The sequence below is a fragment of the Longimicrobium terrae genome, assembly GCF_014202995.1.
Lineage (GTDB): Bacteria > Gemmatimonadota > Gemmatimonadetes > Longimicrobiales > Longimicrobiaceae > Longimicrobium > Longimicrobium terrae.
The window spans coordinates 438,417-461,025 of the sequence record NZ_JACHIA010000002.1; the positions used below are offsets into that span (position 1 = coordinate 438,417).

The window sequence follows — 22,609 nt, forward strand, 5'->3', positions numbered from 1 at the left end:
TCCGTGGACCGACGGCCCGCCCCGCACCTCCGCTGGACCCGTACAGGGCCCGATCCGGCCCCCCATCGACCAAGCCCAACACCGACAGGGACGACGTTGAATACCATCGCTATGCGGACCCCGTCCGAAGCACTCTCCGTGGCCACCGGGCCCGTTCTCCCGTTGCCGGAGGGCGGACCGCGCACGCTTCTGGACCTGCTCGCCCCCGTGGGCGCCGCCCCCCGCACCGGCACGCTGGTGCGCGTGGATGACGACGGCGCGGCGCACGCCACCGGCTACGACGCGCTACGCGACCGCGCCCAGCGCACGCTGGCCGGGCTGCGCGCCTGGGGCGCCGCCCCCGGAGATCCCGTGCTGCTGCTGATGGACGACGCACGCGACGTGATCCCCGCGGTGTGGGCGTGCCTGGCGGGCGGATTCGCCGCCGTCCCCATCGCCGTTCCGGACGACGCGGGCCCCGGCGCCGCCCGCCTGCGCGAGGCGTGGCAGGCGCTGCACCAGCCGCGCGTGCTGGCCGCGGACGCCGACGCCGCCCGGACGCTGCTGGGCGCGGACGCCCGCGCCATGTCGGCGGACGAGGCGGCCACCCACGCGCCGGACGGGGCGTGGCACCCCGCGGGAGCGGAGGACGTGGGGCTGGTGCTGCTGAGTTCGGGGACCACGGGGCGGCCCAAGCTGGTGCAGCGTACGCACCACAACCTGTTCCGCGCCTGCCAGGTGGCCGCCACCTCGGCCGCGCTGGCCTCGCGCCGCGCCACGCTGCTCAACTGGTATCCGCTGGACCACAACGCGGGAATCATGTCCACCCTCGCCTTTCTGGTGGCCGGGGCGGACCAGGTGCACCTGGACACCGGCGGCGTGCTGCGGGCGCCGGAGCGCTTTCTGGACGCGCTGCACCGGCACGGCGCCACGCACACCGGCGTCACCGGCTACCTGCTGGGACGGCTGAACGAGGTGCTGGCGCGGGCCGCTGAGCCCGGGTGGGACTTCCGCCGGGTGGAGCGGGTGACGCTTTCCGCCGAGCCGGTGGCGGCGCGGGCGGCGCGCACCTTTCTGGAGCGCATGGCGCCGCACGGGCTGGGCGCCGGCGTGCTCTGCTCCGCGTACGGCATGTCCGAGGCGGGCTCCATCGCCAGCATGGCCGGCTTCCGGCCGGAAGACGCCGCGCACACGGACGGATTCCTTTCCGTCGGCGCGCCGTACCCCGCCATCAGCATTCGCGTGGTGGATGCGGACGGGCGCGTGCTGCCGGAAGGGGCCGACGGGCGCGTGCAGGTGACGGGAGAAACGGTCATGCCCGGCTACGCCGGCGCACCGGAGCTGGACGCCCGCGTCTTTACCGCCGACGGCTGGCTGGACACCGGCGACGCCGGCTTTCTGCGCGACGGGCGGCTGACGCTCACCGGGCGCCGCGACGACCTGCTCATCATCAACGGCCTCAACCTGCACGGCCGCGAGGTGGAGGCGGAAGTGGAAGGGGTGGACGGCGTGGCGCGCGGGCACACCGCCGTCTGCGTCGTGCGCGTCCCCGGGCGTGACCAGGAAGCGGTCGCCGTCTTCCTGCACGCCTCCGTCACCGAGGCGGCGGAGCGGGCCGCGCTGCGCCGCCGGGTGCGCGCCGCCGTGGCCTCGCGCTTTGCCGCGCCCGTGGCCCACGTCCTCTTTCTGCGCCCGGACGAGCTGCCGCGCACGGCGGTGGGCAAGATCCGCGTGGGCGAACTGCGCCGCGCGCTGGCGGACGGCGAACTGGACGCGCACGCGGCGGACGACGCCCGCGACGCGGCTCCCTCGGCGGACGGCGCGCCGCGCACGGAGCTGGAGCGCGCCCTGTGCGCCCTCTGGGCCGAGGTCCTGGGCGTTCCCGCCGTGGGCGTGCACGACGAGTTTCTGGGGCTGGGCGGGCACTCGCTGCTGGCCGCGCGCATCGCGGGACGCATGCGCGAGGTGGCGGGGGTGGATGTGCCGCTGCGGCGCGTGTTCGAGGCGGGAAGCGTGGCGGAACTGGCCGCGTGGATCCAGTCCTCCGCCGCGGATGATCCCGCGTCCGCGCTTCCCCCCGTCCTCCCCGCGGACGGGGACGGGGCCGCGCCGGCGACGTACGGCCAGCGCGGCGTGTGGACGTACGAGCGCATGCGCCCCGGAACCAGCGGATACAACATCCCGCGCGCCCTGCGCCTCACCGGCCCGCTGGCGGTGGACGCCCTCGCCGCCGCGCTCGGCGAGTTGGTGCGCCGCCACCAGGCGCTGCGCACCGTCTTCGCGGAAAGCGGGGGCGAGCTGGTGCAGCGCGTGCTCCCGGCGGAGCCCATCATCCTCCCCGTGGCGGAGCTGTCCGGCGGGGATGACGAGACCGCGGCGGAGTGGATGCGCGGCGTGGTCCAGGTCCCGTTCGATCTGGCGCGCGGGCCGCTATTCCGCGCCGGGCTGGCGCGGCTGGGGGAGGATGATCACCTGCTGGCGCTCTGCATCCACCACATCGTAAGTGACGGCACCACCATCGGCCTGCTGTACCGCGAGCTGGAAGCGCTGTACGCGGCGTTCGCGGCGGGGGATGCCTCGCCGCTGCCGGAGCCGGCGCTGCAGTTCGGCGACGTGGCGCGGTGGCAGCGCATGCCCGCGGTGGAAGCGGTGCTGGAGGAAAAGCTGGCGTGGTGGAAGGAGCATCTGGCCGGCGCCCCCGCGCGGCTGGAGCTGCCCACGGACCGGGTGCGGGGCGCGGTGGAAGAAGCCCGCGGCGGCGCGCACCGCTTCGTGCTGGATCCGGCGCTCTGGGAAGGCGTGCGCCACGCGGCGCGCGCGGCGGGGATCACCCCGTTCATGTTCATGCTGGCCGGGTTCCAGGCGCTGCTGGGCCGCTACGCCCGCACCGACGACCTGGTGGTGGGCACCGCCGTTTCCGGCCGCGACCGCCCGGAGATGGAGGGGATCGCCGGCTACTTCGCCAACGCGCTGGCCATGCGCGCCGACCTGTCCGGCGACCCCGCCGTCGGCGAGTGGCTGGCCCGCGCGCGCACCGCGGTGCTGGACGCCTTTGCCCGGCAGGAAGTGCCGTTCGAGCGCGTGGTGGGCGCCGTGGTCCCCGGCGGCGAGCGCGACCATCGGCCTCTGTTTCAGGTGATGTTCACCTGGCAGGGCGCCCCGGCCGCGCCCCCCGCGCTGGCCGGGCTGAACGTCACGTCGCTCCCGGTGGGCGCGGGCGCGGCCATGTTCGACCTCAGCGTCACCCTGGCGGAAGAGGACGGGGGCGTGCGCGGCGTGTTCGAGTACGCGGCGGAGCTGTTTGAGCCCGCCACCGTGGAGCGCCTGGCCCGCCACTACCGCGCCCTGCTCGCGGGAATGCTGGAGGATGAGCGGCGCCCCCTGTCCGCCGTGCCGCTGATGGACGCGGACGAGCGCGAAGAGGTGCTGCGGCGGTGGAACGCCCCCGGCGGCAGCGCGCCCGGGGAAGAGGGGCTGCACGCCCCGTTCGAGGTGCGGGCGCGCGCCACCCCCGGCGCCGTGGCGCTGGAGTGGGAGGGCGGCACGCTGACGTACGGCGAGCTGGACGCCTGCGCCAACCGCCTGGCCCGCCGCCTTCGCGCGCACGGCGTGGGCGCTGAGACGGTGGTGGCCATCTGCGGCGAGCGCTCCGCGGAGATGGTGGTCGCCCTGCTCGCGGTGCTCAAGGCCGGGGGCGCGTACCTGCCGCTGGATCCCACCCATCCGGCGGACCGCCTGGCCTTCATGCTGGAGGATGCGCGCCCGCGCGTGCTGCTGGCCCATCCCGCCGCGCGGGCCGCCCTTCCGCCCTTTGCCGGCCCCGTGCTGGAACTGGACGCCGGGGTGCTGGCGGCGGACCTCGCGGACGCGGGCGCCGCGCCGGAAGGGGAGACGGGCGGGACGCGTCTGGCGTACGTCATCTACACCTCCGGCAGCACCGGCCGCCCCAAGGGGGTGATGATCGCGCACCGCTCCATCCGCAACCGGGTGATGTGGGCGCACGACCACTTTCCGCTGGACGCGTCGGACGTCGTCCTGCTCAAGACCCCGTTCACCTTCGACGCCTCCATCTGGGAGCTGTTCCTTCCGCTGTGGAGCGGGGCGCGGGTGGTGGTGGCGCCCTCGGCCGGGCACCAGGACGCGGCGTGGCTGGCGCGCGCGCTGCGCGAGCGCGGCGTCACCGTGCTGCAGCTCGTCCCCTCCATGCTGCAGGTGCTGCTTTCCCAGGCGGAGGTGGAGCGGTGCGCCACGCTGCGCCTGCTGTTCTGCGGCGGCGAGGCCTTTCCGGTGGAGGTGGCGCGCCGCGCGGCGGAGGTGTTCGGCGCGCGCGTCATCAACCTGTACGGCCCCACCGAGGCATCCATCGACGTGAGCGGGTGGGAGCACCGCGGCGACGAGCCGGGCGCGCTCCTTCCCATCGGCCGGCCGGTGAACGGCACGCGGCTGTACCTGCTGGACGGGCGGATGGAGCCCGTTCCCGCCGGCGTGCCGGGCGAGGTGTTCGCCTCCGGCCCCGGGCTGGCGCGCGGCTACCTGAACCGCGCCGGGCTCACGGCGGAAAAGTTCATCCCCGATCCCTTCTCCGGCGAGCCGGGCGGGCGCCTGTACCGCACGGGGGACGTGGGGCGGCGACGCGGCGACGGCGCGGTGGAGTTCCTGGGCCGCACCGACCAGCAGGTAAAGCTGCGCGGCCTGCGCATCGAACCGGGGGAGATCGAGGCGCTGCTGTCGGCGCACCCCGGCGTGCAGACCGCCGTGGTCGCGGTTCGCACGGACGGTCCCGGCGGCGAGGCGCTGGTGGCGTACGTGGTGCCGGCGGAGGGCGACGCACCCGCGCCCGCGGCGCTGCGCGAGCACCTGGCCGGGCGCCTGCCGGAGTACATGGTTCCCGCCGCGTTCGTGCTGCTGCCGGAGCTTCCGCGCACCACCAGCGGCAAGGTGGACCGCAAGGCGCTTCCCGCGCCGCGCGCCGCCGCCGACGCGGGCGGCGGGCACGTGCCCCCGCGCTCGCCGGTGGAGGCGGCGCTGGCGGAAATCTGGGGCGAGGTGCTCAAGCGCGGCCCCATGGGCGTGCATGAAAAGTTCTTTGACCTGGGCGGCCACTCGCTCACCGTGCTGCAGCTGCTGGCCCGCGTGCGCGCGGTGCTGGGCGCGGAAATCCCCCTCAAGACGCTGTTCGACGCGCCCACGGTAGCCGGGCTGGCCGCGGCCATCGAGCGCGTCCGCGGCCAGGGCGCGGCTGATGCCGTCCCGCCGCTGGTGCCCGCGCCGCGCGGCGGGCGCATTCCCCTGTCCTTTGCGCAGCAGCGGCTGTGGCTGCTGCACCAGCTGGAGCCGGAAAGCCCCGGCTACAACCTGTTCGACCTGCTCCCCCTGCCGTCGCCCGTGCACGCCCCCACGCTGGCGGGGGCGCTGGCGGACCTGGTGGCGCGGCACGAGTCGCTGCGCACCACCTTTCCCGCCGGGGACGGCTCCGGCGAGCAGCGGGTGCACCTTCCCGCGCCGGTGCCGCTGCCGGTGATGGACTTCCGCGGGCAGCCGCTGGAGGCCGCGCGCGCCGCCGCCCAGGCAGAGGCCATGCGCCCGTTCGACCTGGCCCGGGGGCCGCTGCTGCGCGCCTCGCTGGTGCGGCTGGACGACGGCGACCACCTGCTGCTGGTGATGCACCACGTGGTCTCGGACGGATGGTCCATGGGGGTGATTGCCGGCGAGGTCGCGGCGCTGTACGGCGCCCGCGAGCGCGGCGAGCATCCGCCGCTGGCGCCGCTTCCCGTGCAGTACGCGGACGTCTCCGCGTGGGAGCGCGGGTGGCTGCAGGGGGATGTGCTGCAGTCGCACCTGGCGTTCTGGCGCGAGCAGCTGGCCGGCGCGCCGCAGGTGATGGACCTGCCGATGGACCGCGCCCGCCCCGCCGCCCTCACCTACCGCGGCGCCGTGTGCCGCGTGCAGCTGCCGGCGGAACTGACGGAGGCGCTGCGCAAGGTGGGAAAGAAGTCGTCCGCCACCCTCTTCATGACGCTGCTGGCCTCGTTCAAGGCGCTGCTGTGGCGCTACGGCGCGGGCGACGACGTGGTGGTGGGCACGCACGTGGCCGGCCGCGACCGGCTGGAGGTGGAGCGGCTGGTGGGCTTCTTTGTCAACGCGCTCGTCCTGCGCACGCAGCTGGGGGGCGACCCCGCCTTTGCGGAGCTGGTGAAGCGGGTGCGGGCAACCGCGCTGGACGCATTCGCGCATCAGCGGCTCCCGTTCGAGCGGGTGGTGGAGGAGCTGCAGCCGCGCCGCGACCTGAGCATCACGCCGCTCTACCAGGTTTCGTTCGACATGGAGCAGGGCGGGCGCGGCTCCACCTCCACCGCGCGGGCGCTGCTGGCGGGGAGCCCGGTGGCCCGCTTTGACCTGGAGGCCACCGCGGCCGACACGGCGGAGGGGCTGACGCTGCAGCTGGCCTACGCCACCGACCTGTTCGACGCGTCCACCGCGGAGCGCATGCTGCACCACTGGGTGCAGCTGCTGCGCGGGGCGGCCGCCAACCCCAACCGTCCCCTTTCCGCGCTGCCGCTGCTGGACGAGGCGGAAACGGAGCAGCTGCGGGCCGGGTTCCAGGGCCCGCGGCGCGACTATCCGCTGCACCGCACGCTGGACCGCCTGTTCGCGGACCAGGCCGCCGCCACCCCGCACGCCGTCGTGGCGGTGGCGGGTATGGAGCGGGTCACCTACGCGCAGCTGGCGCGGCGGACGGAGCAGGTGGCCGCCCTCCTCGGCGCGGCGGGCGTGGGGCGCGGCGACTTCGTGGGAATTCTGGACCGGCGGGGGATCGACTTCCTGGCGGGAATCCTGGCCGTGCACCGCGCGGGCGCCGCGTACGTGCCGCTGGACCCGGCGTACCCGGAGGCCCGCATCCGCCACATGCTGGCGGACAGCGGCGTCCCCGTTCTGCTCACGCGCACGGAGGTGGCCGCGGAGTTCGCCGCCGCCCTCGCGGACGCGCCCGCCCTGCGCGCCACCATCCGCTTCGACGCGCTCCCGAGCTCAGTGGCCTCGGTCGATTCGGTCGATTCGGTCGATTCGGTCGATTCGGTGGATTCGACGGTCTCGGTGGATTCGGTGGATTCGGTGGATTCGGTGGATTCGGTGGATTCGGTGGATTCGGCCGATAGGGCGGACGGGCGGCGGACGCATCCCGGGGACCCGGCGTACATGCTGTACACGTCCGGCTCCACGGGGCTTCCCAAGGGCGCCATCGTGCGGCACGACGGCGCGGTGAACCACATCTTCGGGCAGCTTGAGGTGCTGCGGCTACCGGCGGACTTCGTCTTTCTGCAGAGCGCGCCGGCCAGCTCCGACATCTCCGTCTGGCAGTTCCTGGCGCCGCTGGCCACCGGCGGCCGCACGGTGATCGTGGACCCCGACACCGTGGCCGACCCCGACGCGCTGCTGCGGGTGATCCGCGACGAGCGGGTGACGCTGGTGGAACTGGTTCCCGCCGTGCTCCGCGCGCTGCTGGAGCGGCTGGCCGCGCTTCCGGAGGAGGAACGGGCGCTGCCGGAGCTTCGGTGGATCATGGCCACGGGCGAAGAGGTGCCGGTGGACCTGGTGAACGCCTGGCTGCGCGCGTATCCGCATCTGCGGATGACCAACGCGTACGGCCCCACGGAAGCGTCGGATGACGTGACGCAGCTCATTCTGGACGCACCGCTTCCGGAGGACGCGCGCTCCGTGTCCATCGGCGCGCCGCTCCCCAACCTGGACTGCCACGTGGTGGATGCGTGGGGTGCCCTGGTTCCCGTGGGCGTGCCGGGCGAACTGTGCATCGGCGGAGTGGCGGTGGGGACGGGTTACCACCGCAACCCGCGCCGCACGGCCGATGCGTTCGCCCCCGACCCGTTCAACCCCGCCCCCGGCGCGGTCATGTACCGCACCGGCGACCGCGTGCGATGGACGGCGGACGGCACCCTGGAGTTCCTGGGGCGCATGGACGGGCAGGTGAAGGTGCGCGGCTTCCGCATCGAGCTGGGGGAGATCGAGGCGGCGCTGCGCGCGTGCGCCGGCGTGCGCGACTGCGCCGTCGTGGTGCGCGACGCGGACGGCGACCGGCAGCTCGCCGCGTATCTGGTGGCGGACGCGGGCGCCGCGCCGGACCCGTCCGTCCTGCGCGCGCAGCTGCGCGACCGGCTTCCCGGGCACATGGTTCCCGCGCTGTTCATCCCCCTGGACGCGCTTCCGCTCACCCCGGCGGGCAAGGTGGACCGGCGCGCGCTGTCGCAGGACCGGCGGGGCGGGGTGGAGGCCTCCGCGGAGCACGTGGAGCCGCGCACGCCCACGGAAACCGCGCTGGCGGAGATCTGGTCCGCCGTGCTGGGCCGCGCGCGGGTGAGCGTGGAGGCGGACCTGTTCGACCTGGGCGCGCACTCGCTGCTGGTGGCCATGGCCGCCGCCCGGGTGCGCGAATCTCTGGGCGTGCGGGTGCCGCTGCGCGCCTACTTCGAGCATACCACCATCGCCGGGCTGGCGCGGCACGTGGACGGCCTGGCGCCGGACGCGGCCGCCTCCGCCGGCCCCGTGCTGCGCCGCATGGACCGCAGTGCCCGGCGCGCGGGCGACCCGGGCAGCTTGCAGATCATGTAAGGCCATCACGTGTAACACCGCGGCTCCATCCGGGGCGGGGAAGTGTGGATCGGGAGGGTGCCGGTCCCCGCTTCCCCGCGCGCCGGGGCGCGGCCGTACCCACGATCCCGAGCGACGGCGCGGCTGCGCACGCCGCGGGGCCGCATGCGTCCGTATGTTGAATGTTAGTGCTGATTTGGAGCGGTTTAGAATCGGCGTAGCAAACCCGCGAACAGCCGCCAATCTGCATCCACTCTAGTGAACGCCTGATCCAAGGTCGCAGGGGTCAGGGTGAGGATTTCGGAAACTAGAATTATTTTTGACGGAAAGTGTTGACACCGGAGAGCCGCGCCTGCATCATCTAGGGCAATCGGCCAACCCTTCTGCGATGAGCCACCCACCGGAGCGCGTACGCCGCGAGCAACGTTCGCGGCGCGCTTCGCGGGCCGGGTGTGCATCTCATTCCACGACGCAATTTTACGCACCTCCGGACGTGAATCCCGCCGTCCGGCCCGGCTATGGAGTGCCTCCGCGCTGAGCCAGCGCCGGTGCCCGCGGCCGCCACATGCAGTGCTGAACCCGTCGCGGGCCCTCCGGACGCACCCCATCCGGATGCCCCGCGCCGACGCCCGGCTCCCGCCGGAGATGGCCCCCCCGCCCGGGACGCGCCCGGGCCGCCCGACGGAAGTCTCAGGAGCCGACGCCCCTTCCTGGAGCCGTAGATCAAATGCCGCAAGCGCAGTCGCAGGAGCCGTCGCAGGACATGGCGGATCAGGACGTATTCACCTTTCCGCTATCGCACGCGCAGCAGGGGCTGTGGCTGCTTTCCCAGCTTCAGCTGCAGAGCCCCGCGTACCACATCCCCGCGGGCTACCGGCTGTCCGGGCCGCTGGACGTGTACGTGCTGCGGCGCGCCGTGGACGAGATCGTGGCCCGGCACGAAGTGCTGCGCACCACCTTCGCCATGCTGGACGGCGAGCCGGTGCAGGTCGTTTCGCCGCCGCGCCCCGTTGCGCTCTCCGTGCAGGACCTGTCCGCGCTGGACCCCGCCGGCCGCGAAGCCGCCGCCGAGGCGTACGCGGCGGACGAGGCCTCGCGCCCGTTCGACCTGGGCCGCGGCCCGCTCCTGCGCTTGGCGCTGGTCCGCCTGGCGGACGACGACCACCTGCTGCTGGTGACCGCCCACCACCTGGTCTACGACGGGTGGAGCGAGGGCGTGTTCGTGCGCGAGCTGGCCGCGCTGTACGCCGCCTTCCTTGCCGGCGGCGAATCGCCGCTGGAAGAGCCGCCCGTGCAGTACGGCGACTACGCGCACTGGGAACGCGAGTGGGTGGCCTCCGACGAGGGCGAGACGGCGCTGGCGTACTGGCGCGCGCGGCTGGCGGACGCCCCGGACGTGACCGCGCTCCCCACGGACCGCCCGCGCCCGGAAGAGCCCGCCTTCGCCGGCGCGCGCCACGACTTCCACATCCCCGCCGAAACGGCGCGGCGGCTGGCTGCCGTGGCGCGCGGCGAGGGCGCCACCCTGGCCGGCGCGCTGCTGGCCGCGTGGTCGGTGCTGCTGCGCGCCGTCACCGGGCATGAGCACGTGTTTGTCGGCTCGCCGGCGGCCAACCGCTCAAAGGTGGAGCTGGAAGGGCTGATCGGCTTCTTCGTGGACGCGCTGGTGCTGGGCGTGGACGTGTCCGGCGATCCGCCCTTCCGCGAAGTGGTGCGGCGCGCGGGCGAGACGCTGATGGGCGCCCGAGAGAACGCGCTCCCCTTCGCCCACCTGGTAGACGCGCTCAAGCCGCGGCGCGACCCGGGCCGCAATCCCTTCTTTCAGGTCCTGTTCAACTGGGATTCCGCCTCGCCGCAGGGCGCGCTGCCGCTGGGCGGCGGCGTAACGCTGCGCACCCGTGGCGTGAGCACCGGGACCGCGCAGTTCGACCTGGTGCTGTCGCTGATGGAAACGAACGACGGCGTGGCCGGCTCGCTCCTCTACCAGACGCAGCTGTTCGATGCCGCCACGGCGGAGCGGCTGGTGAATCACCTGCTCGCCGTCGTGCGCCGCGCCGCCGAAGACCCCGCGCGCCGCGCCTCGGCGCTGCCGCTGGACGACGGCGCCCGCCGCGTGCTGGACACGTGGAACGACACCGCCCGCGAGTACCCGGGCGCCGGCGAAACGCTGCACGCCCGCATCGCCGCGCAGGCCGCGGCCACCCCGGACGCCGTCGCGGTGGAGGGGGAGGACGAGTCGCTGACGTACGCGCAGCTGGAGGCGCGCGCCAGCCAGCTCGCCCACCGCCTGCGCGACCTGGGCGTGCGCCGCGAAAGCGTGGTGGCCATTCACCTGGAGCGGTCGCCGGAGATGGTGGTGGCCGCGCTGGCCGCCCTCAAGGCCGGCGGTGCCTATCTCCCGGTGGACCCGTCGTATCCGGTGGAGCGCCGCCGCTTCATGCTGCGCGACGCCGGGGTGCGCGCGCTGGTGACCACCGAGGCGCTGCATTCCACCCTCCCCGTCCCCTTCGCCGTGCGCGTGGTCTGCGTGGACAGCGACCGCGAGGTGCGCAACTACCCGGAATCCGCGCCGGAAGGCGGCGCGGGGCCGGACAGCCTGGCGTACGTCATCTATACCTCCGGAAGCACCGGCCGGCCCAAGGGCGCCATGAACGCGCACCGCGGCGTCGTCAACCGGCTGCTGTGGATGCAGGACGCCTACGGCCTGGGCGCGGGCGACGCGGTGCTGCAGAAGACGCCGTTCTCCTTTGACGTGTCGGTTTGGGAGCTGTTCTGGCCGCTGATGACGGGCGCGCGCCTGGTGCTGGCGCGGCCGGAGGGGCATCGCGACCCCGGCTACCTGCGCGACCGCGTGGTGGCCCGCGGGGTGACGACCATGCACTTCGTCCCCTCCATGCTGCGCGCCTTTCTGGAGGCGGACGGGATCGAGGCGTGCGCGCCGGTGCTGCGCCGCGTGGTGTGCAGCGGCGAGGCGCTGCCGCCGGAGCTGGCCGCCCGCTTCTTTCAGCGGCTGCCCGGGGTGGAGCTGCACAACCTGTACGGCCCCACCGAGTGCGCGGTGGACGTGACGGCGCACGCGTGCGACCCGGTGGCGGACGCGGAGTCGGTGCCCATCGGCCGGCCGGTGGCCAACACGCGCATCTACGTGGTGGACCGCCACGGCGCGCCGGTGCCCCCGGGCTTTCCGGGCGAGCTGTGCATCGGCGGGGTGCAGGTGGGGCGCGGCTACCTGGCCCGCCCGTCGCTCACCGCGGCGGCGTTCGTCCCGGACCCGTTCGGCGCGCCGGGGGCACGCATGTACCGCACGGGCGACCTGGCCCGCCACCGCGCGGACGGTGAGGTGGAGTACCTGGGCCGCATCGACCACCAGGTAAAGGTGCGCGGATTCCGCATCGAGCTGGGGGAGATCGAGGCCGCTCTGGCCGCGCACCCCGGTGTGCGCGCCGCCGCCGCCGCCGCGCGGGACGACGGCCGCGGGGGAATGCGGCTGGCCGCGTACGTGGTCCCCAGCGGGGAGCGGGCGCCGGGCGCGGCGGAGCTGCGGGCCTTTCTGGCCGACCGGCTGCCGGAGCACATGGTGCCGGGCGCGTTCGTGTCGATGGACGCGCTGCCGCTGAACCCCAGCGGCAAGCTGGACCGCCGCGCCCTTCCCGAGCCCGCGGACGGCCGCGGCGCCATGGACGAGGCGTACGCCGCCCCGCGCACGGTGGCGGAAGACACGCTGGCCGCCGTGTGGGGCGGGGTGCTGGGCATCGACAAGGTGGGGATCCACGACAACTTCTTTGCCCTGGGCGGCGACAGCATCCTGTCGCTGCGCATCGCCGCACTGGCGCGCGAGCGGGGCGTGCCCGTCACGCTGCGGCAGGTGTTCCGCAATCCCACCATCGCCCGGCTGGCCCTGGCGGTGGAGGCCGAGCGCGGCGGCGGCGAGGCCGAGGTGCGCACCGAGCCGTTCTCCCTCGTCTCGGCGGAGGACCGGGCGCGGCTGCCGGAGGGGGTGGTGGATGCGTATCCGCTCTCCCGCACGCAGCTGGGAATGCTGTACCACCAGGAGCGCGACGCCGACGCGCCGCTCTACCACGGCCTCACCAGCTTTCACGTCCGAATCCCCTTTGACGCGGAGGCGATGGAGCGGGCGATGCTGCACGTGGTGCGGCGCCATCCCAACCTGCGCACCGGTTTTGATCTGCACGGCTTTTCGGAGCCGCTGCAGATCGTGTACGCGCTCCCCGTTTCCCTCATCCACCTGCACGACCTGCGGCACCTGTCCGGCGAGGAGCAGCGCGCGGAACTGGAGCGCTTCTTTGCGGCGGAGCAGGACAACGCGTTCGACCTCCCCGTCCCCCCGCAGATCCGCTTTCACGTGCACCGCCGCACGGACGCCACCGTGGAGTTCACCCTGGTGGAAAACCACGCGGTGAGCGACGGGTGGAGCCTGCACACCGTGATCGCCGACCTGCTGGCCAGCTACTTCGCGCTGCTGCGCGGGGAAGATCTGCCCGACCTGGGCGAGCTGCGCACCACCTTTCGCGACTTCATCGCGCTGGAGCGCCGCGCGCTGGAGTCCGGCGAGGCCCGCGCCTTCTGGCGCGCACAGATGGAGGGCTACGATCCCGCCCCGCTGGCCGGCGGCGCCGACGTCACGGCGGAGGGCCCGCGCGTCCACAAGGAAGACCGGCGCCTGCGCGGCCGCCTGCTGCGCGGGCTGCGCGCGGTGGCCCGCCGCGAGGCCGTGCCGCTCAAGAGCGTGCTGCTGGCCGCGCACCTGCGCGTCCTGTCCGCCTTTCGCGGCCAGACCGACGTGGTGACGGGCCTTTCCGTCAACGGCCGGCCGGAAACCACGGACAGCGACCGCGTTTCGGGGCTGTTTCTGAACGCGGTTCCGCTGCGCGCGGACCTCGCCGGCGGCACCTGGCGCGCGCTGGTGCGCCGCGTTCACGAGGCGGAGCTGGCCCTGATGCCGCACCGCCGCTACCCGCTGAGCGCCATCCAGGCCGAAACGGGCGGGCGCAGCCTGTTCGACGCCTCGTTCGTCTACCTGAATTTTCACGTCCTGGGCGGGCACGTAGGCGGCGGGGAGATGAAGGTGCTGGAAACCAGCGCCGTGCTGGAGGAAACCAACTTTTCCCTGATGACCTCCTTTCAGCACGCGCCCGGCAACGACCGGCGGGTGGTGCTTACGGTGGAGGGCGACCGGCGCGTGCTGGGCGACGCGCGCGTCCTGGAGATCACCGAGGCGTACCTGCGCGTGCTGCACGCCATCGCCGCGGACCCGGACGGGCGATTCGAGGCGCTGGAACTGGTGGACGGCGCCGCGCGCACGGCATGGGCAGAGCGGAGCGCCGGGCCGGACGCCGCGCTCGCGCCGCTGCCGCGCCCCGTGCACCGCGCGTTTGAGGCGCGCGCCGCCGCCGCGCCGGACGCGCCCTGCGTGGAAGGCGCGGAGGGCTCGATGACGTACGGCCAGGTGGACGCGCTCGCCAACCGCCTGGCGCACCGGCTTCAGGCGCTGGGCGTGGGGCCGGAGTCGCGCGTGGCGGTGGTGATGGACCGCGTGCCGGCGCTGGTGCCCGCGGTGCTGGCGGCGTGGAAGGCGGGCGCGGCGTACGTCCCGGCGGACCCAGCGCACCCCCAGGAGCGGCTGCACTGGCTGCTGCGCGACTGCGGCGCCCGCGCGGTGGTCACCCTCTCGCGCTGGGCGGACCGGGTGGCGGAGGCGGGAATCCCCGTCTTCGTGCTGGACGCGGAGCCGCTGGACTCCTTTGCCGCCACGGCGCCGGTGGATGCGGACGATCCGCGCCGGCTGGCCTACATCGTCTACACCTCCGGCACCACGGGGCGCCCCAAGGGCGTGGCGGTAGAGCACGGGCAGGTGATGCACTACGTCTCCGCCGCGGCGCGGCGGCTGGATCTGCCGCAGGGCGGGCGGTGGGGGATGGCCTCCACCTTCGCCGCGGACCTGGGCAACACCGTCCTCTTTCCCGCGCTCTGCGCCGGCGGCACCCTGCGCGTCCTTTCCGAGGCGGAGGCGACGGAGCCGGACACGCTGGCCGCCGCGCTGGACGGGCGCCCGCTGGACGTGCTGAAGATCGTTCCCGCGCACCTGCAGGCGCTGCTGGCCGGGGAGCGCGCGGAGGCCGTGCTGCCGCGCCGCGCGCTGGTGCTGGGCGGCGACCGCGCCGCGTGGCCGCTGGTGGAGCGGGTGCGCGCCGCCGTCCCCGGCGTGCGCGTGCACAACCACTACGGGCCCACGGAAACCACGGTGGGCGTGCTGGCCGGCGAACTGCTGGCGGACGCTCCCGGCCGCGCCGCGCAGCCGCCGCTGGGCCGCCCGCTGGGGCAGGCGGGCGCGTACCTGCTGGACGCGCACCTGCACCCGGTGGCGGACGGAGTGGCGGGGGAGCTGGTGTTCGGCGGGCCCACGGTGGCGCGCGGCTACGCGGGGCAGCCGGCGCTCACGGCGGAGCGCTTCGTCCCCGATCCGTTCGCGGACACGCCGGGCGCCCGCATGTACCGCACGGGCGACCGGGCTCGCGCGCTGGCGGACGGAACGCTGGAGTTCCTGGGCCGCGCGGACGGGCAGGTGAAGGTGCGCGGCTACCGCGTGGAGCCGGCGGAGGTGGAGGCGCTGCTGCGCGCGCACCCCGCCGTGGCGCAGGCCGCCGCGGGTGCCCGCGGGGAAGGGGAGGACGCGCGGCTGATGGCGTGGGTGGCCGCCGCGGAGGGCGCGGACGCGTCTGACGCGGTGCTGCGCCCGTACCTGGAGGCGCACCTGCCCGGCTACATGATTCCCTCTCACCTGGTGCTCCTGCCGGCGCTGCCGCTGACGGCCAACGGCAAGGTGGACCGCCGCGCCCTTCCCGATCCCGGCGCGGCCGCATCCGCCGGGGAAGACGACGCGCCGGTGCCGCCGCGCGGCGAGATCGAGTCCGTCCTGGCCGATCTGTGGGCCGCGGTGCTCAAGGTGCCCTCGGTGGGCGTCTACGACGGCTTCTTTGCGCTGGGCGGCGACAGCATCCGCGCCATCCTCCTGGTGGCGCGCGTGCGCAAGGCGTTCGGCGTCTCCATCCCCGTGCAGGAGCTGCTGGCCGCGCAGACGGTGGCGGGGGTGGCCGGGCTGGTGGAGATGGCGCTGCACGCCTCCGCCGCGCCCGCGGAGCCCATCGTCCCCCTGCCGCGCGACGGGGTCCTCGCGGTCTCCTTCGCCCAGCAGCGGCTGTGGTTTACGCACCTGCTGGATCCGGCCTCTCCCGCGCACACCATCCCTCACACGCTCCGCCTGCGCGGCTCGCTGAACGTGGACGCCTGGCGCCGCGCGCTCAATGAGATCGTCCGCCGCCACGAGGTGCTGCGCACCACCTATCCCATGGTGGATGGCGAGCCGCGGGTGGTGGTACGGGACGAACTGCATCTGCCCGTGCCCGTCATTGACCTGGGCGGGCCGGCGGACGCGGAAACGGCGCTGCGCGAGGCCGCCACCGCGGAGGTGTGGAAGCCGTTCGACCTGGAGGCGGGGCCGCTGGTGCGCGCTGCCCTCTTCCGCGCGGCGGACGACGACCACGGGGCGGTGATCGCCCTGCACCACATCGTCTACGACGGCTGGTCCGCCGGGGTGCTGCTGCGCGAACTGGCGGCGCTGTACGGCGCCTACGCCGCGGGAGAGGAAAGCCCGCTGGCGCCGCTTCCCGTGCAGTACGCGGACTTCGCGGCCTGGCAGCGGGCGCGGCTGGAGGCGGGGCTGGAGGACGAGGTGGCGTGGTGGGCGGACCGGCTGCGCGGCGTGCAGCCGCTGGCCCTGCCCACGGACCGGCCGCGCCCCGCGGTGCAGAGCTACCGCGGCGCGGCGGAGGGCGTGGCCCTTTCCGCCGAGCTGACGGACGCCCTCCACGCGCTGGCCCGCCGCGAGGGGGTGACGCCCTTCATGCTCGTGCTGGCCGCCTGGGCCGGGGTGCTGGGGCGCCGCGCGGGGCAGGACGACGTGGTGGTGGGGGTGCCGGTGGTGGTCCACCGCGACCGCGCGGAGCTCAACGATGTCATCGGCCTCTTTCTGAACTCGCTGGCGCTGCGGCTGGACCTGTCGGGCGCGCCCTCGTTCCGCGAACTGCTGCGGCGCGCGCGGTCCGCGGCGCTGGAGGGGTTCGCCCACCAGGAGGTGCCGTTTGAGAAGGTGGTGGAGGCGCTGGCGCTTCCCCGCGACACCAGCCGCAACCCCGTATTCCAGGCCTGGTTCAACCACAGCGCCGTGCCGCGCGAGCCGCTGGCCCTGGCCGGGCTGCAGGCCAGCGGCCTGGATGCCGGGGAGCCCGCGGTGAAGTTCGACGTGCGCCTTTCCGCGGAGGAAGTGAACGGGCGCACGGCGCTGAACCTGGCCTACAACGCGGACCTGTTTGACCGCGGCACCGCCGCGGGGCTGCTGGATGAGCTGCGCCGCCTGCTGGAAGGGGCGGCCGCCAACCCGGCCGCGCCGGTGGCCGAGCTGTGCGGGGCGGCCGCCCCCGATCCGGACTCGTTCCGGCTGCATCTGAAGGGCGTGCGGCGCAAGGCCGTCACGCTTGAAACCTGAGAACGGAGCACACCACGATGTCGACCGAGAACGGCGGGCCCGCCACGCTTCGCAAGCTGGGCCGTGTGGAGCGCAAGGCGGTGAACCTGGGCGGGGGCGAGGCGGCCGTCCGCACCGGCGAGGTGCGTCCCGGCGAGACGCTTCCGCTCGTCGTCACCCCGCGCAACGGGGGGATGTCGCTGAACGCGTGGGCGGCGGCTAACCTGGAATGGATCGAAGGCAAGCTGCTGGAGCACGGCGCCGTCCTGTTCCGCGGCTGGGACGTGGGCGGGCTGGATGGCTTTCGCGAATTCGTGACCTCCACGGGCGGCAGCCCGGAAAAGTACACGTACCGGTCCACGCCGCGTACGGAAGTGGGCAACGGGATCTACACCTCCACCGAGTACCCGGCGGACAAGTTCATCCCCATGCACAACGAGCACTCGTACTCCCGGAGCTGGCCGCTGCGCCTGTTCTTTTTCGGCGAGCAGCCCTCGCCGGAGGGCGGCATGACGCCCATCGCCGACAGCGCCCGCGTCTACGCGGAGATCCCGGCGGAGATCCGGGAAAAGTTCGAGCGCAAGCGGGTGATGTACGTGCGCAACTACGGCGAAGGGGTGGACCTGCCCTGGGAAGAGGTGTTCGGCACCTCCAACCGCGCGGAGGTGGAGTCGTTCTGCGCGGCGGAGGGGATCGAGGTGGAGTGGAAGGAAGGCGGCCGGCTGCGCACCCGCCAGGTGTGCCAGGCCATCGCGCGCCACCCGGCCACCGGGCGCACGCTCTGGTTCAACCAGGCGCACCTGTTCCACGTCTCGTCGCTGGAGGCGGAGGTGGCCGAGGCGCTGGTGGAGGCGTTCGGGGACGACGGCGTGCCGCGCAACACCTTTTACGGCGACGGCGAGCCCATCGAGCCCGAGGCGCTGGCCGCCATCCGCGCGGCGTACGACCGGGTGGAGAGCGCCTTTCCGTGGGAAAAGGACGACGTGGTCATGATCGACAACATGGCCGTGGCGCACGCCCGCACTCCGTTCCGCGGCGAGCGCAAGATCCGCGCGGCCATGACGCAGCCGGTGCACGCCGACGACCTGGTGCAGCCGTGACCGGCTTCGTTCTCCGGGGAGGCGCGCCGTGCAGGCCGTAATCGAGGGATTCCGTCCGTCGCCGGGGCAGCGGCGGGCGGTGGTGGCGGCGCGGCTGCGCGGCGGGGCGGGGGCGGGCGCGTGCCTGGCCCTGTCCATCCGCGGGCCGCTGGATGCGGATCGCCTGCGGTCCGCGCTGTCGTCCGTCGCCGAAGGCGCCGAGGTCCTGCGCACCCGCCTGGTGTCCGGTGCCGCCGGCGTGCTGCAGGTGATCGGGGACGAGGCGCCGTCGTGGGCGGTGGATGAGGACTGGCGCGGGGTGGCCGCGGACGAGGTCGCGCGGCGGGTGTCCGCGTGGACGGCGGACGCGCTCTCGCAGGCCGAGGCGGACGATGCGCCGCCCGTTTCCGCGTCGCTGCACCGCGTGGCGGATGACGAGCACCTGCTGCGCGTGCGCCTTTCCGCCGCGCTTGCGGACGCCGCCTCGCTGGAGCGTCTGGCCGCGCGCGTGGCCGCCGCGTACGCGGGGGTGGTGGAGGATGAGGAGGCGCTGCAGTTCGCCGACGCCTCCGAGTGGCAGAACGACTTTCTGGAGTCCGACGAAGCGGCGGAGGGTCGGCGCTTGTGGAAGCAGCGCCTGGCCGCGGCCCGCGCCGCATCCCCGCTCCCCATGGCCTCGCACGCCGATGCGCCGGCCGCCCCGCGGCTGGTTCCGGTGCCGGTGGATGACGGACTGCTGGCGCGGCTGGACGCGGCGGCTGCGTCCGTGGGCGTTCCCGCGTCCGTGCTGGCGACGACGGCGTGGGCCACCCTCGCGCACCGGCTCACGGGCCAGACCGAGGCTCGGTTCGCGGCCGAGTTCGACGGCCGTGGATTCGAGGAACTGCGCGGCGCGCTGGGCCCGTTCGCGCGCTTTCTTCCCCTCGCCGCCGAGGTGGGGGATGGGATGCGCGTGGCCGATCTCGCGCGTGCGGTGGACCACGCGCGGCAGCAGGCGGAGCGCTGGCAGGACGCGTTCGACGCCCCTGACGGCGCTGAACCGGCCGCGCCGCTCGGCTTCGGCTGGCGCACGGCGGCGGCGCCGGTGGAGGCCGGTGGACTTCGATGGACGGTGCGCGAGGCGTTCGCCTGCGCGGAGCCGTTCCACGCCGCGCTCCTCTGCGCCCCGTCGGACGGACGGCTGAACGCGCGTCTCCTGTTCGACCCCGCGCGTTTTATGGATGAGGCCGCTGCGCGCCTGGCGGAGCAGGCCGCGACGGTGCTGGCCGCCGTCGCCGCCGATCCGCACGCATCCGTCGCCTCGGTCGAGGTGATGGGGCCGCGCGAGCGGGCGTGGGTGCTGGAAACCCTCGGCGCCGGCCCGGCCAACGGCGCGGTGCCGGATGAGACCGTTCTCGCGCGCATCCTCGCCGTTGCGCAGGCGCATCCCGCGCGCGAGGTGCTGCGCGGCGAAGATGGCGCGATGACATACGGCGCGCTCGCCATCCGCATCCGCGCCCTGTCCGCACGACTGCGCGCGGCGGGGATCGGGACGGAGGCGCGTGCCGGCATCCTCCTGGGCCGCTCGCCGGACGCGGTGGCCGCCATGCTGGCCGTGATGCACGCGGGCGGAGCCTACGTCCCGCTGGACGCCTCGTATCCGCGCGAGCGGCTTGTGTACATGCTGCGCGATTCCGGCGCGACGGTCCTGATCACCGACGACGCGCACGCCTCGCTCGCCGGTGAGGCCGGATGCACCGTGCTGCTCGCCGGCGCGGAATCGACCGGATTGGCTGGATCGATGGAATCCGTCCGATCGGCTGAATCGACCGGATCGGCTGAATCGATCGAATCCGCCGGATCGTCCGAATCCAGCGAGTCGACCGAATCCGCCGGATCGACCGAAGTGATCAGCGCGGGTGGAGATGAGTCCGCGGCGCGGGCGGAGGGCGCGGCGTACGTCATCTACACCTCCGGCACGACGGGGCAGCCCAAGGGGACGGTGATTGAACACCGCAACCTGGCCCGCTACGTCCGCGCGGCGGAGGCTGCGCTGGATCTGCCGGATGGGGCGCGCTACGCCGTCGTCAGCACGCTGGCTGCCGACCTGGGCGCCACCATGCTGTTCCCGGCGCTCTGCCGCGGCGGCACGCTGCACCTCGTCTCCGAGCGCCGCGCCACCGATCCCGAGGCGTGGGCGGAGTACGCTTCACGCCACGAGATCGACTGCCTCAAGGCCGTCCCCTCGCACCTGCGCCTGCTGATGGAATCGGCGGTGCCGGTGCTCCCCCGCCAGCGGCTGGTGCTGGGCGGCGAGGCGGCGGAGGCGGAACTGGTGGAGCGCGTGCGGCGCGTTGCCCCGGAGCTGCGCGTCTTCAACCACTACGGCCCGACGGAAACCACGGTCGGCGTCGTGGCGGGGGAGATCGTCCCCGGCGACGGGCGCCCGCCGCTGGGCCGGCCGCTTCCCGGCGCGCGCGTCTTTCTGCTGGACGCGGACGGCCGCCTGGTGCCCGCCGGCGTCCCCGGCGAGGTGCACGTGGGCGGCGGAACCGTCGCGCGCGGCTACCTGGGCCGCGCGGCCATGACGGCCGGGCGCTTCGTGCCCGATCCGTTCAGCGGCCAGCCCGGCGCGCGGATGTACTGCACCGGCGACCGCGCCCGCTGGGGCGCGGACGGACGGCTGGAGTTCCTGGGCCGCCTGGACCGGCAGGTCAAGGTGAACGGATGGCGCACGGAGCCGGCCGAGATCGAGGCCGCCCTGGCGGACCATCCGGACGTGGCCGCCGCCCGCGTGGTGGCGCGCGACACGGACGGCGGCGTGCGCCTGGCCGCGTACATCGTGGCGGCGGAGGGCGCGCCGGCGGACGCGGACGCGCTCCGCGCCCACCTGCGCGAACGGCTTCCCGCGGCGTTCATCCCCGCCGACCTGGTCTTCATCCCCCGCCTGCCGCTTACGCCCAACGGCAAGGTGGACCTGCGCGCGCTTCCCGACCCGGCCTCGGCCGCCGCCGCGCCGCGCGAGCACGTTCCCCCCGCCACCCCCACGGAAACCGCGCTGGTGGCGCTGTGGGAAGCCATGCTGGAGCGCACCGGCGTGGGCGTGACCGACGACTTCTTTGATGCGGGGGGCAACTCCTTTCTGGCGGTGCGGCTGATGTCGCGCATTCACCAGGACCTGGGCCGCCGCCTGCCGCTGGCCGCGCTGATCGGCGCGGGAAACGTGCGGGCCATGGCGGCGCTGGTGGACACCGGGGAAGGGGACGCGCCGGACTACCTGGTGCGCGTCCGCGAGGGTGAGGCGGGGCGCACCCCGCTCATCTGCTTTCACCCCGGGGAGGGGACCGTCCTGTGCTACCACCAGCTCGCCCGGCACTTCGAGGATCCCGGCCTGCCCGTCTACGCGCTGCAGGCGCTGGACTTCGAGATGGGCCGCGCCCCGCTGACCGCCATCCACGAGCTGGCGGCGCGCTACGCGGATGCCATCACCGCGCGCTTCGGCGGGGAGCCCTGCCTGCTGGCGGGGTGGTCGTTCGGCGGGCTGGTCGCGTTCGAGGCCGCGCGCCAGCTGGCCGCGCGGGGCGTGGAGGTGCAGCGGGTGCTGCTGCTGGACTGCCGCCTTCCCGTCACCGGACCCGCGCTGGGCGAGGTGGATCCCGCGCTCTTCCGGCTGAGCCTGCTGCTGCACGGCTCGCGGCTGCTGCGTGACGGGCGGCCCGTGGTGGCGCCGGATGAGCTGCACGGGCTGGACATTCACGCGCAGCTCCGGCTGCTGGCGGAGCGGCAGGAGGTTGACGCGCAGTCGCTGTACCCGTGGCACGTCCCCGCCGACCGGCTGGAGGACTACCTGGAGATCCGCGAGGCGCGCACGCGCGGAATCCAGGCGTACGCCTGGGCGCCCGCCCCCGTGGCGCTCACGCTGCTGCGCGCGGAAGAGGCGGAGGTGGAATCCGCCTTTCCCGAACTGACGGCCGCGTACGTCCGCGCCGCGGAAAGCCCCGACTACGGCTGGGGGCCCCTCGCCGCCGGCCCGGTGGACGTGGTGAGCGTCCCCGGCACGCACCACAGCATGTTCAACGAGCCCCACGTGCGCGCGCTGGCCGCCGCCGTGGAGCGCGCCGCGGCGGCCGTCCGGCCCGCCGCGCGCTGACCCCCATCCCCACAAACCCCGCACCAGGGCCTGACCATGAGCGACGAGACGGAAGACACGCGCGAGCACGTGGCGGTGGTGAACCACGAGGAACAGTACAGCGTGTGGCTGGCCGACCGGGAAATCCCCGCCGGCTGGCGCGACGCGGGCACGCGCGGCACCCGCGCCGAATGCCTGGCCTGGATCGAGACGGTGTGGACGGACATGCGCCCGCTCTCCCTGCGCCAGCGCATGGAAGACGACGCCCGCCCCGCCGGCGCCGCGGCGTGAGCGCGG

At 74.3% G+C, this 22,609-nt stretch carries 5 protein-coding genes; all 5 read left to right on the forward strand.

Annotated elements, in window-relative coordinates:
- Positions 1 to 96 precede the first annotated feature (96 nt).
- The 5 genes from HNQ61_RS05265 to HNQ61_RS05285 all read left to right on the forward strand — a co-directional run bounded on the left by HNQ61_RS05265 (position 97) and on the right by HNQ61_RS05285 (position 22,603).
- A complete protein-coding gene (locus tag HNQ61_RS05265; protein WP_170037627.1) occupies positions 97 to 8,604 on the forward strand; it encodes a non-ribosomal peptide synthetase in 8,508 nt (2,835 codons plus the stop codon).
- 706 nt (positions 8,605 to 9,310) lie between these two features.
- Positions 9,311 to 17,146, forward strand: coding sequence for an amino acid adenylation domain-containing protein (locus HNQ61_RS05270; RefSeq protein ID WP_170037624.1), 7,836 nt, complete (start codon positions 9,311 to 9,313; stop codon positions 17,144 to 17,146).
- Positions 17,147 to 17,163: 17 nt separating this feature from the next.
- A complete protein-coding gene (locus HNQ61_RS05275; protein WP_170037621.1) occupies positions 17,164 to 18,225 on the forward strand; it encodes a TauD/TfdA family dioxygenase in 1,062 nt (353 codons plus the stop codon).
- Between the two features lie 28 nt (positions 18,226 to 18,253).
- Complete coding sequence (locus HNQ61_RS05280; protein WP_170037618.1) at positions 18,254 to 22,333, forward strand: non-ribosomal peptide synthetase; 4,080 nt, start codon at positions 18,254 to 18,256, stop codon at positions 22,331 to 22,333.
- A 36-nt stretch (positions 22,334 to 22,369) separates the two neighbouring features.
- On the forward strand, positions 22,370 to 22,603 hold the full coding sequence (locus HNQ61_RS05285; protein WP_170037615.1) for an MbtH family protein: 234 nt from the start codon (positions 22,370 to 22,372) through the stop codon (positions 22,601 to 22,603).
- Positions 22,604 to 22,609: the final 6 nt, after the last annotated feature.

Coding starts and splice junctions, on each gene's coding strand:
- HNQ61_RS05270 (WP_170037624.1), top strand. CDS start 9,311: ATGCCGCAAGCGCAGTCGCAGGAGCCGTCGCAGGACATGGCGGATCAG.
- HNQ61_RS05275 (WP_170037621.1), top strand. CDS start 17,164: ATGTCGACCGAGAACGGCGGGCCCGCCACGCTTCGCAAGCTGGGCCGT.
- HNQ61_RS05285 (WP_170037615.1), top strand. CDS start 22,370: ATGAGCGACGAGACGGAAGACACGCGCGAGCACGTGGCGGTGGTGAAC.